At 68.8% G+C, this 13465-nt stretch carries 16 protein-coding genes; 5 read left to right on the top strand and 11 right to left on the bottom strand.

Going from position 1 to position 13465, the window contains the following annotated elements; translation table 11 throughout:
- Positions 1–73: 73 nt before the first annotated feature.
- Both crtD and NMP03_RS02100 read left to right on the top strand, forming a co-directional pair.
- A complete protein-coding gene (crtD, locus tag NMP03_RS02105; protein WP_256506894.1) occupies positions 74–1630 on the top strand; it encodes a 1-hydroxycarotenoid 3,4-desaturase CrtD in 1557 nt (518 codons plus the stop codon).
- Positions 1561–2463 (top strand): hydratase, encoded by a 903-nt coding sequence (locus NMP03_RS02100; RefSeq protein ID WP_256506893.1) that lies wholly within the window; start codon positions 1561–1563, stop codon positions 2461–2463. The genes crtD and NMP03_RS02100 overlap by 70 nt, the downstream gene beginning before the upstream one ends.
- On the opposite strand, the gene NMP03_RS02095 is transcribed toward NMP03_RS02100, so the two are convergent.
- Genes NMP03_RS02095 through NMP03_RS02080 form a run of 4 tightly spaced genes read right to left on the bottom strand, consistent with a single transcriptional unit; the run spans position 2455 to position 6132 of the window.
- Positions 2455–2598 carry a hypothetical protein gene (locus tag NMP03_RS02095; protein ID WP_256506892.1) on the bottom strand — a complete coding sequence of 48 codons (144 nt, stop codon included), beginning with the start codon at positions 2596–2598 and terminating at the stop codon, positions 2455–2457. The two genes, NMP03_RS02100 and NMP03_RS02095, sit on opposite strands and share 9 nt — an antisense overlap.
- Positions 2595–3476, bottom strand: a complete 882-nt coding sequence (bchO, locus tag NMP03_RS02090; protein ID WP_256506891.1) for an alpha/beta fold hydrolase BchO — start codon at positions 3474–3476, stop codon at positions 2595–2597. The genes NMP03_RS02095 and bchO overlap by 4 nt, the downstream gene beginning before the upstream one ends.
- Positions 3473–5164 carry a magnesium chelatase subunit D gene (locus NMP03_RS02085; RefSeq protein ID WP_256506890.1) on the bottom strand — a complete coding sequence of 564 codons (1692 nt, stop codon included), beginning with the start codon at positions 5162–5164 and terminating at the stop codon, positions 3473–3475. The genes bchO and NMP03_RS02085 overlap by 4 nt, the downstream gene beginning before the upstream one ends.
- Positions 5161–6132 carry an ATP-binding protein gene (locus tag NMP03_RS02080; protein WP_256506889.1) on the bottom strand — a complete coding sequence of 324 codons (972 nt, stop codon included), beginning with the start codon at positions 6130–6132 and terminating at the stop codon, positions 5161–5163. Before NMP03_RS02080 ends, NMP03_RS02085 begins: the two co-directional genes overlap by 4 nt.
- A 49-nt stretch (positions 6133–6181) precedes the next feature.
- Between NMP03_RS02080 and NMP03_RS02075 the strand changes: the two genes are divergently transcribed.
- Together NMP03_RS02075 and NMP03_RS02070 are read left to right on the top strand one after the other, a co-directional pair.
- Positions 6182–6661: a TspO/MBR family protein gene (locus tag NMP03_RS02075; RefSeq protein WP_319937615.1), complete on the top strand. Its 480-nt coding sequence runs from the start codon at positions 6182–6184 to the stop codon at positions 6659–6661.
- Positions 6662–6758: 97 nt separating this feature from the next.
- Positions 6759–7550 carry a DUF2189 domain-containing protein gene (locus tag NMP03_RS02070; RefSeq protein WP_256506888.1) on the top strand — a complete coding sequence of 264 codons (792 nt, stop codon included), beginning with the start codon at positions 6759–6761 and terminating at the stop codon, positions 7548–7550.
- Between the two features lie 19 nt (positions 7551–7569).
- On the opposite strand, the gene NMP03_RS02065 is transcribed toward NMP03_RS02070, so the two are convergent.
- From NMP03_RS02065 to ccmC, 7 genes are read right to left on the bottom strand one after another with little or no spacing between them, the layout of a single operon-like run.
- The gene (locus NMP03_RS02065) at positions 7570–8217 is read right to left on the bottom strand and encodes a tetratricopeptide repeat protein (protein WP_256506887.1); all 648 of its coding nucleotides are present in this window, start codon (positions 8215–8217) and stop codon (positions 7570–7572) included.
- Between the two features lie 13 nt (positions 8218–8230).
- Complete coding sequence (locus tag NMP03_RS02060; RefSeq protein ID WP_256506886.1) at positions 8231–8638, bottom strand: cytochrome c-type biogenesis protein; 408 nt, start codon at positions 8636–8638, stop codon at positions 8231–8233.
- Positions 8635–9162, bottom strand: coding sequence for a redoxin family protein (locus NMP03_RS02055; RefSeq protein WP_256506885.1), 528 nt, complete (start codon positions 9160–9162; stop codon positions 8635–8637). The genes NMP03_RS02060 and NMP03_RS02055 overlap by 4 nt, the downstream gene beginning before the upstream one ends.
- The gene (locus NMP03_RS02050) at positions 9159–11222 is read right to left on the bottom strand and encodes a heme lyase CcmF/NrfE family subunit (RefSeq protein WP_256506884.1); all 2064 of its coding nucleotides are present in this window, start codon (positions 11220–11222) and stop codon (positions 9159–9161) included. The genes NMP03_RS02055 and NMP03_RS02050 overlap by 4 nt, the downstream gene beginning before the upstream one ends.
- A 10-nt stretch (positions 11223–11232) precedes the next feature.
- Positions 11233–11667, bottom strand: coding sequence for a cytochrome c maturation protein CcmE (gene ccmE, locus NMP03_RS02045; protein ID WP_256506883.1), 435 nt, complete (start codon positions 11665–11667; stop codon positions 11233–11235).
- On the bottom strand, positions 11664–11792 hold the full coding sequence (locus NMP03_RS02040) for a hypothetical protein (protein WP_256506882.1): 129 nt from the start codon (positions 11790–11792) through the stop codon (positions 11664–11666). Before NMP03_RS02040 ends, ccmE begins: the two co-directional genes overlap by 4 nt.
- Positions 11789–12508: a heme ABC transporter permease CcmC gene (gene ccmC / locus NMP03_RS02035; protein ID WP_256506881.1), complete on the bottom strand. Its 720-nt coding sequence runs from the start codon at positions 12506–12508 to the stop codon at positions 11789–11791. The genes NMP03_RS02040 and ccmC overlap by 4 nt, the downstream gene beginning before the upstream one ends.
- Positions 12509–12755: 247 nt before the next feature.
- Here ccmC and NMP03_RS02030 point away from each other — a divergent pair, with 247 nt between their 5' ends.
- Positions 12756–13424 (top strand): glutathione S-transferase family protein, encoded by a 669-nt coding sequence (locus NMP03_RS02030; protein ID WP_256506880.1) that lies wholly within the window; start codon positions 12756–12758, stop codon positions 13422–13424.
- The last annotated feature ends 41 nt before the right edge of the window (positions 13425–13465 follow it).

Below are 13465 nucleotides of genomic sequence, written 5' to 3'. Positions count from 1 at the left end.
TCGGACAATCCATATGTCCATTGTTCTGGACAGCTGTTAGGGTGGCGTCAACAGCCAGGGAGAGGCGGACGACATGCCCCGCGATCACATGGTCATTATCGGTGCCGGCATCGGCGGCCTCGTCGCCGCCGCCCTGCTCGGCGCGCGGGGCCATGCGGTGACGGTGATCGAGGCGCAGCCGGGTCCCGGGGGCAAGCTGCGCGCGATCGACGTTGCGGGCGACGCGATCGATGCAGGCCCCACGGTGTTCACGCTGCGCGAGGTCTTCGCCGACATCTTCGCGGCGTGTGGCAGCGCGATCGAGGATCACCTGACCTTGCGCCCTGCGACGGTGCTCGCGCGCCACGCCTGGGGCGACGATCGGCTCGACCTCTTCGCCGATCCCGCGCGCAATGAAGCCGCGATCGGCGACTTTGCTGGCGCAGAGGCGGCACGCGGCTATCGCGCCTTCCGTACCGAGTCGGCGCGGATCTTCAATGCGCTCGACCCCGCCTTCATGCGCCGCACGCGATCGGACCCACTGACGCTTACCGCGCGGCTGGCGATGCGCCGCCCCGCCGACGCCTTTGCGCTGCGCCCCTATGAGTCGCTCTGGAGCGCGCTCGGCGGGCATTTCGCCGATCCGCGGCTGCGCCAATTGTTCGGTCGCTATGCCACCTATTGCGGATCGTCACCCATCGCCTGCCCCGCCACGCTGATGCTGGTCGCGCATGTCGAGGCGCGCGGGGTGTGGTTGATCGAGGGTGGGATGCACCGGCTCGCGCTCGCCCTCGAGGCGCTGGCCAAGGCCAATGGCGCGCGCTTCCGCTACGCCGCCCCGGTATCCGACATCACGATCGAACGCGGCCGGGCGTCGGGGGTCACGCTGGCATCGGGCGAGCATATTACCGCCGCTTCGGTGCTGTGCAACGCCGACCCCGCCGCGATCGCCGCGGGACGCTTCGGCCAGGCCGCGCGCCGCGCGGTCGCCGCCTATCCGCCCAAGCATCGCTCGCTCGGCGCGATGGTGTGGCTGGCGAAGGCGAAGCCGTCGGGCTTTCCGCTCGCACGCCACAACGTCCTCTTCTCGCCCGACTATCCCGCCGAGTTCGGATCGCTCGCCGCGAGCCGGCTCGCCGTCGATCCCAGCGTCTATGTCTGTGCGCAAGATCGCGACGATCTGGGCAACGCCCCCGCCGGCCCCGAACGCTTCCAGATCATCGTCAACGCCCCGCCCACCGGCGACACCAACCCACTTACCCCGCAGGAGATCGAGACATGCACCCAGGCGATGCATCGGCGACTGTCGCAGGCCGGGCTTTCGCTCGATTCGGCAGCTGGGGAGACCCGGTTGCTGACCCCGACCGACTTCGAGGCGCTGTGCCCGTCGACGGGTGGAGCCCTTTATGGACGGGCCTCGCACGGGTGGGCGGCGTCCTTCCTGCGCCAGGGCAGCCGGACGCGGATCCCTGGGCTCTATTGCGCGGGCGGGAGCTGCCATCCGGGCGCGGGCCTGCCGATGGCCGCCTTGTCCGCCAGCCTTGCCGTCGATTGCCTGGCAGCGGACCGCGCTTCGACGTCGTGGTTTCGCCGCAGGGCTATGCCTGGTGGTATATCGACGCGACCAGCGATGACGGCGGGCACGGGCTGACGATCATCGCCTTCATCGGCAGCGTCTTTTCCCCTTATTACAAGCTCCTTGGTCGCAATCGGCCCGACAATCACTGCGCGATCAACGTTGCGCTTTGCGGCCCCCGCGCGAATGCCTGGGCGATGACCGAGCGCGGCGCGAAGCATGTGACGCGCGACCGCGACCATTTCGCGGTCGGCCCCAGCGGCATCGCCTGGGACGGCGATTGCCTGACGATCGAGATCAACGAGATTTCGGCACCGATCCCCTACCCCGTGCGCGGGCGAGTGAAGCTCTATCCCGAGCTCATCGCCAACACCGCCTTCGCGCTCGACCCCGCCGCGCGCCATCGCTGGCACCCGATCGCGCCGCGCGCGCGGATCGAGGTCGAGATGGACCGCCCCGGCATCAGCTGGACCGGCAATGGCTATTTCGATTCGAACTTCGGCGATGAGCCGCTCGAGGCGGGCTTTCGCGACTGGCACTGGTCGCGCGCGCATCTCGGACGCGACGTCGCGGTGCTGTACGAGGGCATCCGCCGCGACGGTCGGCCCTTCGATCTGGCGCTGCTCTGCGACCGGCAAGGACGCTGGCGCGATGTCGAGGCGCCACCGGTGCAACGGCTGCCGCGCTCGGGCTGGCTGGTCGATCGGCGCACCCGAGTCGATGTCGGCCATGCGGCCAAGGTGCGAAGGACCTGGATCGACGCGCCCTTCTATGCGCGATCGGGGCTGCAGACGCGGCTGTTTGGCGAGGACGCGTTCGCGGTGCACGAGAGCCTGTCGCTCGACCGATTCGCGTCGACAGTGGTGCAGACGATGCTCCCCTACCGCATGCCGCGCGCGTTATTCTGACTCGTCGCGCGTCCGCTTGGCAGCCTTGTCGCGGTCGATCTCGCGGCTGACCGACACCCATTGCCAGATCGCGAAGCCAAGCACCGGGATCGCGACAATCGCGGCATCGATCAGCCCGTAGATATCAGAATTCATCGCACCCCCTCCGCTTGGCGCGCGAACGCCAGGATCCGCGCGGCGATGTCGGCGGGTCGTTCCTCGTGCGCCAGATGCCCGACCCCCGACACGATCTCGACCGCAGCGCCCGGCACCCGCGCCGCGGCATCGGTCGCGGCCTTCGCCGGGATCGCCGCATCGCGATCGCCATGGATTAGCAGCAGCGGCACGCCAAGCTCGGGCAACCGCGCGGCGAAACTGTCGAGATCCCATTCGGCCATCATCGCGATCGCGCCGCCGATATGCCCCGGATCGCGGAACAGCCGGGCATAATATTCGACCCCGGCGGCATCGATCGTCGATCCGGTGCTGCGCGCCAGGAAGCGCCCGACCTCACCCGATCCGCGCGCGATCTGCGCGAAGATATGCGGCGCGAACGGATTGACGAACAACAGCTTGGCGAGCGTCGGGAATAATTTGGCGGCAAGCCCTGGAAACGGCAGCAACGCAGGGTTGAGCCCGACGATCGCTTGCGGTGCCACCCGCGAATCGAGCGCCATCCTTACCGCGATCGCCGCCCCCGCCGAATGGCCGACGACGATATCGGGCCGCTCGCCCATCGCGTCGAGCAGGTCGCCCACCGCCCCCGCCATCGCGGGCATCGCCAGCCCGCCGATCGGGCGACCGCTGGTGAAGCCATGCCCCGGCAGATCGGGCGCGATCACGGTGAAGTCGTTCGCGAGCAGCGGCGCGACATCGCGCCAGCTATGCGTCGCCGCGCCGGTGCCGTGGAGCAGCAGCAGCGCCGGGCCCTGCCCCATCACCTGGACATGCCAGCGGATTCGCCCGACCGCGACGAACCGGCTCGCCGCGCGGTTGGGCCAGTCGCGGCCCTCGACCTCGAAACGCAGCGTCATTTGGGCGCCACCGCGCGCACCGCCGCGTGCATCGTCCCGGCATCGGCGCGCGGCAAGGCAAGGTAGCGCGCACCCATTGCCGCTGCCAGCCGCTCGCCCTCGGCGCGGGGACGCGGCGAGATGTCGACGAACGCACCTGCGATCCCCGATTCGCCGATCGCCTTGGCCGCGGCTTCGGCATCGCCTGCCGCCGCCGCGCGGTCGGTGCCGCCGTCGAGCGCGATATTGGCGCGCCCATCGCTCAGCACCACCACGAACGGCGTCCGCCCCTTGGCCGCCGCTGCGATCGCGAGGTCGTGCGCTGCCGCCAGCCCCGCCGCGATCGGTGTGCCGCCACCACCGGGTAGCTCGGCGAGCGCGCGCTTGGCCCGCGCAAGGCTGCGCGTCGGCGGCAGCAATATCTCGGCCCCCTCGCCGCGAAACGCCACCAGGGCGACCTGCGCGCGCTTCACATAGGCCTCGGCAAGCAGCAGCTCGACCGCACCCTTCGCCTCGGCCAGCCGCGCCACCGCCGACGAGCCGGAGGCATCGACCGCGAAGATCGTCGTCGCTTCGGCGCGCGTCTCGAACCGGCGGATACGCAGGTCGTCGCGCCGCACCCGAATCCGCGAATCGTCGCGCCCACGCAGCCGCTGCCACGGTGCCGCCGCGCGCAGCGTATCGATCAGGCTCAGCCGCAGCCCGCCGCGCGGCAGCCCGGCGCGCACCCCGATCGCCCGCCCGCGCGTCGGCGATTTGCGCTTGGCCCCCTTGCCGCGCGCGCGGCTGATCGGCCCGCGCCCCTGCCCCGCCGCGATCGCGGCCAGCACGTCGCGCGGCAGGCTCGCCAGCGCCGCCTCGAGCACCATGTCGTCGAGCCGGCGGACTTCACCATCGCCCTGGTCGCCCGGATTGTCTTCGGGCGGCGGTGGCGGTTCGCTGTCGGGCGGCGCTTCGCTTTCGGGAGCCGGCATCCGCGTCGCGCGAGGCCCCAGCACCAGCCGCGCGGCGGTGGCGATGTCGAGATCGGACACCGCGTCCCACCCACCCAGCGCCGCGATCGCCTTGGCGGCGCGCAACGTCAGCAGCGCGCCGCGCGCCGATTCGACCCCCAGCGCGGCCGCGGTGGCGGCGATCGCATGCAGTTGCTCGTCGTCGACCGCAACCTCGCCGTGCGGGGGGACGTCGGGGATACGAAACGCGTGCGGCGCGATTCCAGAAAGGTCGAACCGAAACGCCAGCCGTTCGGCCAGTCCGGTGGCGATCCGCTCGTCCTCGATCCCGTCGTCGAGCGCGACCACCGCGAACCGCGCAGCGTCGCGCAGCGCGACGCCGTCGCGCTCGACCACAACCATCCCGCTATCGATCGCCGCGCAAAGCTGGCTCACCACCATATCGTCGGCGCGCTCGGCACCGGGCATCACCAGCATCCCGCCATTCGCCTCGGCAAGCAGCCCGCGCTGCGCGATCGGCCGCCCCGCCGCCAGCGTCGCGCCCAGATCGAGCCCGCCCACCAGCCGATCGAGATCGACATTGCGCGGCACCCGCCGCACCACCGCACCCTCACAAAGCGCGGCGACCACCGCGTCCTGCGCCGCGCCGTCGCCGCGCAGCACTATCCCACCCAACCCCGGATCGATACGCAACAGCCGCACCGCGAGCATCGCATCGGCAAACAGGTCGGGCGCGTTCTGGCCCGACCCGGTCATGCCGCGAGCTCGGCCAATGCGCGCTCGATCCGCGCGTTCGATCCGCTGTCGTCGAGCGGGTTGCGCCGCAGCCGGTGCCGAAGCGCCATCGGCGCGACGCGATCGAGATGCGTCGCCTCGACGGTCCTGTGCCCCTCGAGCGCCGCCAGCGCACGCGCGGCGCGCATCAGCGTCAGCTCGCCGCGCAAGCCATCAGCGCCGACGGTGCCGCACAGCAAGGCAGCGCGCGTCAGCACCGGCTCGGGCACTTCGATCGCGCCCACCAGATCGCGGCCCTTGGCGATCCGCTTGAGCGTCTTCTTCTCCGACACCCCCCAATGTTCGGCGAACCCGCCCGGATCGCGCTCGAACGCGTCGCAGCGCTTGAGGATTTCGACGCGTTCGGGGATGCCCTTGGGGGTGCGCACCTCGACCGACAGCCCGAAGCGATCGAGCAATTGCGGCCGCAATTCGCCCTCCTCGGGATTGCCGCTGCCGATCAGCACGAAGCGCGCAGCGTGGCGAACGCTCAAGCCTTCGCGCTCCACCAGATTCTCGCCCGATGCCGCGACGTCGAGCAGCAGGTCGACGATATGATCCTCGAGCAAGTTGATCTCGTCGATATAGAGAAAACCGCCATTGGCACGCGCCAGCAGCCCGGGCTCGAAGCGCTTCTCACCGCGCCCTAGCGCCGCTTCGAGATCGAGCGCGCCGACGACGCGGTCCTCGGTCGCGCCCAGCGGCAGGTCGACAAAGGGCACCGGCACCTTGCCCTTGGGCGGCGGCGCGTCGGCGGTCTGGAAGCCCGCGCGCGCCGCGGGGATCGGCGGCAGCAGCGCCGCCAGCGCCCGAACCGCGGTCGACTTGCCCGTGCCGCGGTCGCCGAAGACCATCACCCCGCCCACGCGAGGGTCAACCGCCGCGATCAGCAGCGCCAGTTTCATTTCGTCCTGGCCGACGATTGCCGAAAAAGGAAAGGGTGTACGCATCGCGAAGGTGTACCATGCGTTGGACACTCCACAAGATGGACACTCGATTATGATGACGGGCAGTTGGGCACCGATCTGGATCGCCGGCGGCGGGGCACTGCTGCTGGGCATCGCCGGCGGCGCCACCACGCCGATCGGCAGCTGGTATCGCGAATTGGCCAAGCCGGCCTGGCAGCCGCCCAATTGGGCGTTCGGCCCGGCATGGACGCTGATCCTGGCCTGCGCCGCCACCGCGGCGGTGATGGCGTGGAACGCAGCCCCCGATGCGGCCGCACGCCGCGACATCCTGATCCTGTTCGGGGTGAACGCGTTGTTCTTCCTGGCGTGGAGCCCGTTGTTCTTCATGGCCAAGCGTCCCGACTGGGCGCTGGTCGAGGTCGTGTTTCTCTGGGGCTCGGTGCTCGCGCTGCTGATCGGGCTGTGGCCGATCTCGCGCACCGCCGCGCTGTTCATCCTGCCCTATCTCGGCTGGGTCAGCTTCGCCTCGGCGCTCAATCGCGCGATCGTCGTCCGCAACCTGCCGTTCTGATTTTTGCCAAGCCGTGCGCCGGGGCATAGAATGTTCAGACTACCGATCACCCCAAGAAGAAAGTCGAACTAGCCGAAGCAATCGAAAGGAAGTCGCCATGGCCGTCACGATGCAGTCCGAATCCGCGTCTCCTGCCACCGAAATTGCCCAAGTCCGCCGAATCGGGCGGGCGGATATCGATTGGGCGCTGGCCGAGGGGTGGCGAGACTTCAAGGCAAAGCGCGGCGATCTGGTGTTCCTCGGCATGATCTATCCGGCGATCTGTGTGATTGCCGTGTTCGTGACCTTCAATGATTCGCTGCTGCCGTTGTTCTTTCCGCTGGTTGCGGGGCTGTCGATCGCAGGGCCGGCGGTCGCCTCGGGCTTTTACGAGCTGGCGCGGCGGCGCGAGGAAGGCGTCGATTCGAACTGGTGGCATTTTCTCGATCCGCTCAAAGGTCGCAGCCGGACGCCGATCGCGATGCTCTCGCTGATGCTGGCGGGGCTCTTCATCGGCTGGCTGGTCGCGGCCTATGCGATCTACACGCTCACCTTCGGCACCGACGGGCCGATGCGCGCCAGCGAGCTCGGACGCATCTTCACCACCGATTCGGGCTGGGCGATGATCGTCATCGGCAATCTGGTCGGCCTGGCGTTCGCGGTGGCCGCGATCACCCTGTCGTTCGTTGCCTTCCCGATGGTGGTCGACAAGCCCGTGTCGGCGGCGAGCGCGGTCGCGGCCTCGGTCGCCGCCGCGCGGCGCAATCCGGGCGAGACGATCGGCTGGGGGCTGCGCGTCGCCGCGCTGCTCGCGTTGGGGACGATTCCGTTCGGGGTCGGGCTTGCGGTGGTGTTGCCGTGGCTCGGCTACGCGACCTGGCATCTGTACACGCGGCTGGTGGTTCGGTGAGCGACGACGCCCGCGCGCGTCAGCGCGACGCGGGCGGTTGCCGGGGGGCGCCCTGCATCATCGCGCGAAAGCGGTCGACCACCGCGAGCCGCTCGACGATATCGCCGCGATACGGCGCGTCGGCGGGGGTGAGCGCGAGCGCCTGCGCCCAGGCGGTGCGCGCGGGATCGATCTCGCCCGCGTTCAACAGCGAGATGCCCAGGAAAAAGGGCGGTCCCGGCGCCTTGGGATCAAGCCGCACCGCCTGTGAGAAGGCAAAGCGCGCCGCGGGCGACAATTGCTGCCCGTCATGCACCGCCAGCATCGTCCCGAGCGCGGTCCAGGCGCCGGGATCCTCGGGCGCGCGGCGCACCACGTCGATCAGGATCCGCACCGCCTCGCCCTTGTCGCCGCGCGCCATCGCCGCGTCGGCCAGGCTCATCGCCGCGCGATGGCGCTCGCCCAGGATCGCCGCGCGAAAATCGATGAGCCCCGGATCGACCCGCAGCCCCTGGTCGCCGGTCGCGACCGGCGCGGCGGGCTGCATCGGCTTGCCCTGCAGCGCATAGCCGGTCGCGCCCAATACCAGCGCCGCCGCCATGAGCGTCGCCAGCATCCGCGGCGCGCCGAGCCACCACAAGGTCGCCCCCGCGCCAAGGCCGAGCAATACCAACGCCAGCCAGCCCATCAGCGCGGCCCCATCATCGTGAACGCCGCCGAAAGCTGCGCGCGGCGATCCCCGCGCCCAGGATCAGCAACACGATCGGCGCGATCCACAGCGGCACCGACGCGCCGCTGACAGGCGGGTCATAGCTCACATAATCGCCATAGCGCTCGATCAGCCAGGCACGGACGTCGGCGGCGCTTTCGCCCTGCCCCACCCTCTCGCGCACCAAGGCGCGCATGTCGCCCGCCATGTCGGCATCGCTGTCCGCGATCGATTGCCCCTGGCAGACCAGGCAGCGCAATTCCTCCATCAACTCGCGCGCCTCGGCCTCCTTGGCGGGGTCGGGGAGCTGCTTCCAGGCGAGCTCGGCCTGCGGGACGGCGGATTGCTGTGCCGCGAGCGGAGCCGCAACGAGCAAAGCCAGGATCGCGAACTGCCTCACCGCGCCGCCTCCAACGCCGCCAATATCCGCGGCACGTCGCCCTCGGTGATCGCGCCGATATGCTGCATCGCGATCCGCCCCTGCGCGTCGATCACGAAGGTTTCGGGCACCCCCGACGATCCCAGCGCCAATTGCACCGCGCTTCGCGGATCGTCACCGATCCGGCGATAGGGGTCGCCATGTTCGGCCAGGAAGCGCGCGATCGCCGGCCCGGTATCGCGGATCGCGATCGCGTCGATCGCGACGCCCTCCTGCTTTAGCCGCATCAGCTGCGGCGCCTCGGCAATGCACGGCACGCACCAGCTGGCGAACACGTTCACCAAGCGCGGCTCGCCGCCGGGGTTCTCGCCCAGCGCCAGCCCGGGCTTGCTCGGCAGCATCGGTTCGAGCGTCAGCGCGGGCAACGGCTTGCCCACCAGTGCCGAGCGGATCGTCGGGTCATTGGGCCGGTACAGCCCATGCATCGCGAGCGCGACCAACCCCGCGAACACCAGCAGGGGCACCCACAGCAGCAGCTTCTTCATGCTGCCGCCATCCGATTCGGAATCCGCCGCTCACGCACCACGCGGCCGATCAACGACAACAATCCGCCTAAACCGATCAGCATCCCGCCGAGCCAGATCAGCGTCACGAACGGCTTCCACCATAGACGAAGCTGCCAGCGCCCCTCGCCATCGGGCTGGCCGAGCACGGTATAGAGCTGGCCGTCGAACACCGTCTCGATCGCCGCTTCGCTCGTCACCGTGGGCGGCGCCGAGAAGAAGCGGCTCTGCGGCCCCATGATGAACGGCGCAGCGTCGCCGCGCTGGACGCGCAGCCGTCCTTCGAGCGCCGACCAGTTCGGCCCGACCGCGGGCTTGATGCCTTCGAGCACCACCGAATAGGGGCCGACCTGCGTCACCTGCCCCACCCGCACCGCAACCAGTTTCTCCTGGGTGAACGCAGCCTCGCTCGCCATTCCTGCGACGCTCACCGCGACGCCGAGATGCGCCACGACCATGCCATAAGTGAACAGCGGCGTGCGGCGCAGATTGCGCTTCCACAGCGGCGCAACGCTCGCCACCGCCAGCCCGAACGCGAAGCCGAGCCCGAGCAACGGCAGGATCGCGGTATCGGGCGCGATCACGAACACCGCGACCAGTCCCGCCAGCGCGACCGCGATCGGCGCGGCCATCCGACCGATCAGTTCCTTGCCCTCGTCGCGCCGCCAGCGGATCATCGGCCCCACCGCCATCCCCAGCATCAGCAACAGCGCAATCGGTGCAGTGGTCTTGTTGAAGAACGGCGGACCGACCGACAGTTGCGTCCCCATTGCCTGCGCGACGATCGGATACAGCGTGCCGATCAGCACGATTCCCAGGATCACCGACAGCAACAAATTGTTGAAGATCAGCCCGCCCTCGCGGCTGACCAGTTCGAAGGTCGAACCCTGTTTCACGCTGCCGATCCGCCAGCCGAACAGCACGAGTGCGCCGCCGATATACAGGATCAACAGCGCCAGGATGAAGCTGCCGCGGCTCGGATCCACCGCAAAGGCATGGACGCTGGTCAGGATTCCCGAGCGCACCAGGAAGGTGCCGATCATCGACATGCTGAACGCGACCACCGCGAGCATGATCGTCCACGACCGAAGGCCGTCGCGCGTCGCCAGCACCGTCACCGAATGGAGCAGCGCGGTCGCCGCGAGCCAGGGCATCAGCGAGGCGTTCTCGACCGGATCCCAGAACCACCAGCCACCCCAGCCGAGCTCGTAATAGGCCCAATAGCTGCCTGCGGTTATGCCGATCGTGAGGAATATCCAGGCACCGAGCACCCAGGGGCGCATCGCGCGCGCGAATGCCGGCCCGACATCGCGCATCACCAGCGCGCCGACCGCGAAGCTGAACGCCACCGACAGCCCGACATAGCCGAAATACAAGGTCGGCGGATGGAAGGCGAGACCGGGGTCCTGCAGCAGCGGGTTGAGCCCCGCGCCCTCGGAGGCGGCGGGGTTGAGCCGCGCGAACGGGTTCGATGCGATCAGCAGGAAAGCGTAGAAGCCCAGCGCGATCGCCGCCTGCGCCGCCATCGTCGCGACCAGCGTCGCCTCGTTCAGTCGCCGCTCGATGATCGCGATCGCGCCGCCGGCGATCGCCAGCACGGTGACCCACAGCAGCATCGACCCTTCGTGATTCCCCCACGCGCCGGCGATCTTGTACATTAGCGGCTTGGCCGAATGGCTGTTCTGCGCGACCAGCACGACCGACATGTCCGATCGGATGAACAGGAGGATCAGCAGCACGAACGACAGCGCGGCAAGCAGTCCCTGGACGATCGCGACCGGGCGAACGCCGGCGATGAGCTGCGCGGCGGTTGCCGCGCGCTCGCTCCCGTCCGTTTGCCCTGAGCTTGTCGAAGGGCTGCCCGAACCATCCAGCGATACGCCGGTCGAAGCGGAAGGCCGCCCTTCGACAAGCTCAGGGCGAACGTTATTGGTGGAGCGGGCGCCCCGCCCCATCCACAATCCCAGCCCTGCCAGCACCAGCTGCAACAGCGCCAGCGCCGCGGCAAGCCACAGCGCCGCAAGTCCGGCTTCGGCGATCATGGCGTTCCGATCACGGTTCTAGCGTCTCGGCCGCAGCCATCTTGCCCGCCATTTCGGGCGGCATGTAGCGCTCGTCATGCTTGGCGAGCAGGTTGGTCGCGGTGAAGCTGCCATCGGGCTGGAACATGCCCTCGGCGACTACCCCCGAATCCTCCTTGAACAGATCGGGCGCGATGCCGCTGAAGCGCACCGGCACCGTCGCCTTACCGTCGGTAACCACGAAGTTGATCGACACGCCATCTGGCTGCGGCTTGATCGACCCCGCCGCGACCATCCCGCCCAGGCGCACCGCGCGCCCCACCGGCGGTGGCTTGCCCGCGACATCGGCGGGGGCATAGAAAAACGCGGCTTCGTCTTGCAGCGCCGACAGCGCCAGGCCGCTCGCGCCCATAACCGCGACGAGACCGAGCCCGGCCAGCAGCAACCGCTGATGCTTCGCCTTCATCGCCTGCGTACCTTGTCGGCGGCGTTTTCGGCGCGGCGCATCGACAGGAAGCTTTCGATCAGGATCGCCCCCGTCCCCAGCACCGCGACGCCATAGGCCGCGATCACGAAAAACCACTGGTTCATGCCGCCGCCATCCGGCGCATCCGCGCCTCTACCTTCGAGGAAGCCAGGATCGCGCGCATCCGTATCAGCACGATGCCTGCGAACAGCAGGGTGAAGCCCGACAGCGTGAAGGCCAGCGGCCAGAGGATGGCATTGTCGATCGTCGATTTGGTCAAGCTGAGGCTCTGTCCCTGGTGCAAGGTATTCCACCAGACCACCGAATAGCGGATGATCGGCAGCAGGACGGTGCCCGCGACCCCGAACAACGCGGGAATGCGCGCATCGCCGCCGCGCGCCGCATCGGCGCGCGAAAGTGCTATATAGGCTAGGTATACGAAAAACAGCAGCAGCATCGACGTGAGCCGCCCATCCCATTGCCACCACGTCCCCCAGGTCGGACGACCCCAGATCGATCCGGTGGCTAGGCAGATCGCGGCGAACAGCGCGCCAGGCACCGCGCAGGCGCGTGCCGACACCGCCGCCAGCGGATGCCGCCACACCAGATAGGCGATGCTCGAAATCGCGATACCGCTCCATCCGCCCATCCCCAGCCAGGCGGCAGGAACGTGGAGGTACAAGATCCGCACCGTCTCGCCCTGCAGATAATCGGGGGGTGTCTGCGTCAGCCCAGCCCAAGCGCCGAACAACAGCAAGGCGAGTCCGCCCCACACCAGCACCGGGGTCAACGGCTTCGCGATCTTGAGGAAGCGGACAGGATTGGCGAGCGCGTGGATCACGATGGACCGACCATAAGCGAAACGCGCGGCGAATCTACCGGGCTGTTGGGCGGTGATGCGACAAATCGTGGCTGCAGTGCAGCATGCACCAATCCCCCTCCCGCTTGCGGGAGGGGTTAGGGGTGGGCATCGCGACAGGTGCCGCCGCGCGAACAAGCCCACCCCCGGCCCCTCCCGCAAGCGGGAGGGGGGAGAAGGAACTACCCGCCCGGTTGCCCCGCCGCCCCCGCCCGGCTACCCCCGGCGCATGCTAAAGCTTATCCTGGGCAACAAGGCCTATTCGTCATGGTCGCTTCGCGGCTGGCTCGCGGTCAAGCATGCGGGCCTGGCCTTCGAGGAGGTCGTGGTGCCGCTGTACGACCAGGCCTGGGAACAGCGCCGCGAGGGCGATGAATTCGCCCCGTCGTCGGGCAAGGTGCCGATCCTTTGGGACGATGACGTAGTCGTCTGGGACAGTCTGGCGATCATCGAATATCTCAACGAAAAGACCGGCGACGATCGCTTCTGGCCCGCCGATCCCGCCGCCCGCGCGATGGCGCGGTCGATGGCGGCCGAAATGCATTCGAGCTACGCCGCACTCCGCCGCAAGCATCCGATGAACATCCGCCAGGTTTATGCGGCAGGGGAGCCCGACGCCGATGTATTGGCCGATCTAGGCCGGATCATGGAATTATGGGCGCAGGCACGCGCGCGCTTCGGCGGCGACGGCGAGTTCCTGTTCGGCAAATGGGGTGCGGTCGACATCATGTTCGCGCCGGTCGTGACGCGGATCATCACCTATTCGCTACCCTTCGCGCGCTTCGCTGGGCCATACATGAACGCCGTCATCGCGCATCCGTGCATGCAGGACTGGATCGCCTGCGCGCAGGAAGAGGAATGGGTGCTCGAACAATATGAGCAGGCGCCGACGGTCTGAACCGAGCCTTGCCGCTTCGAGTACCGGCTTCGTAACCGCGC

Origin of the sequence: Sphingomonas qomolangmaensis, from assembly GCF_024496245.1 — a bacterium.
GTDB classification, from domain to species: Bacteria; Pseudomonadota; Alphaproteobacteria; order Sphingomonadales; family Sphingomonadaceae; genus Sphingomonas; species Sphingomonas qomolangmaensis.
This window is presented reverse-complemented; position numbering and strand designations above follow the sequence as displayed.

Excerpts from the sequence above, each read along its gene's own strand:
- NMP03_RS02050 (WP_256506884.1), bottom strand. The coding sequence starts at position 11,222 with ATGATCGCCGAAGCCGGACTTGCGGCGCTGTGGCTTGCCGCGGCGCTG.
- NMP03_RS02070 (WP_256506888.1), top strand. The coding sequence starts at position 6,759 with ATGGCCGTCACGATGCAGTCCGAATCCGCGTCTCCTGCCACCGAAATT.
- bchO (WP_256506891.1), bottom strand. The coding sequence starts at position 3,476 with ATGACGCTGCGTTTCGAGGTCGAGGGCCGCGACTGGCCCAACCGCGCG.
- NMP03_RS02030 (WP_256506880.1), top strand. The coding sequence starts at position 12,756 with ATGCTAAAGCTTATCCTGGGCAACAAGGCCTATTCGTCATGGTCGCTT.
- NMP03_RS02065 (WP_256506887.1), bottom strand. The coding sequence starts at position 8,217 with ATGGGCTGGCTGGCGTTGGTATTGCTCGGCCTTGGCGCGGGGGCGACC.
- NMP03_RS02040 (WP_256506882.1), bottom strand. The coding sequence starts at position 11,792 with ATGAACCAGTGGTTTTTCGTGATCGCGGCCTATGGCGTCGCGGTGCTG.
- NMP03_RS02055 (WP_256506885.1), bottom strand. The coding sequence starts at position 9,162 with ATGAAGAAGCTGCTGCTGTGGGTGCCCCTGCTGGTGTTCGCGGGGTTG.
- NMP03_RS02080 (WP_256506889.1), bottom strand. The coding sequence starts at position 6,132 with ATGCGTACACCCTTTCCTTTTTCGGCAATCGTCGGCCAGGACGAAATG.
- crtD (WP_256506894.1), top strand. The coding sequence starts at position 74 with ATGCCCCGCGATCACATGGTCATTATCGGTGCCGGCATCGGCGGCCTC.
- NMP03_RS02085 (WP_256506890.1), bottom strand. The coding sequence starts at position 5,164 with ATGACCGGGTCGGGCCAGAACGCGCCCGACCTGTTTGCCGATGCGATG.
- ccmE (WP_256506883.1), bottom strand. The coding sequence starts at position 11,667 with ATGAAGGCGAAGCATCAGCGGTTGCTGCTGGCCGGGCTCGGTCTCGTC.
- NMP03_RS02075 (WP_319937615.1), top strand. The coding sequence starts at position 6,182 with ATGATGACGGGCAGTTGGGCACCGATCTGGATCGCCGGCGGCGGGGCA.
- NMP03_RS02095 (WP_256506892.1), bottom strand. The coding sequence starts at position 2,598 with ATGAATTCTGATATCTACGGGCTGATCGATGCCGCGATTGTCGCGATC.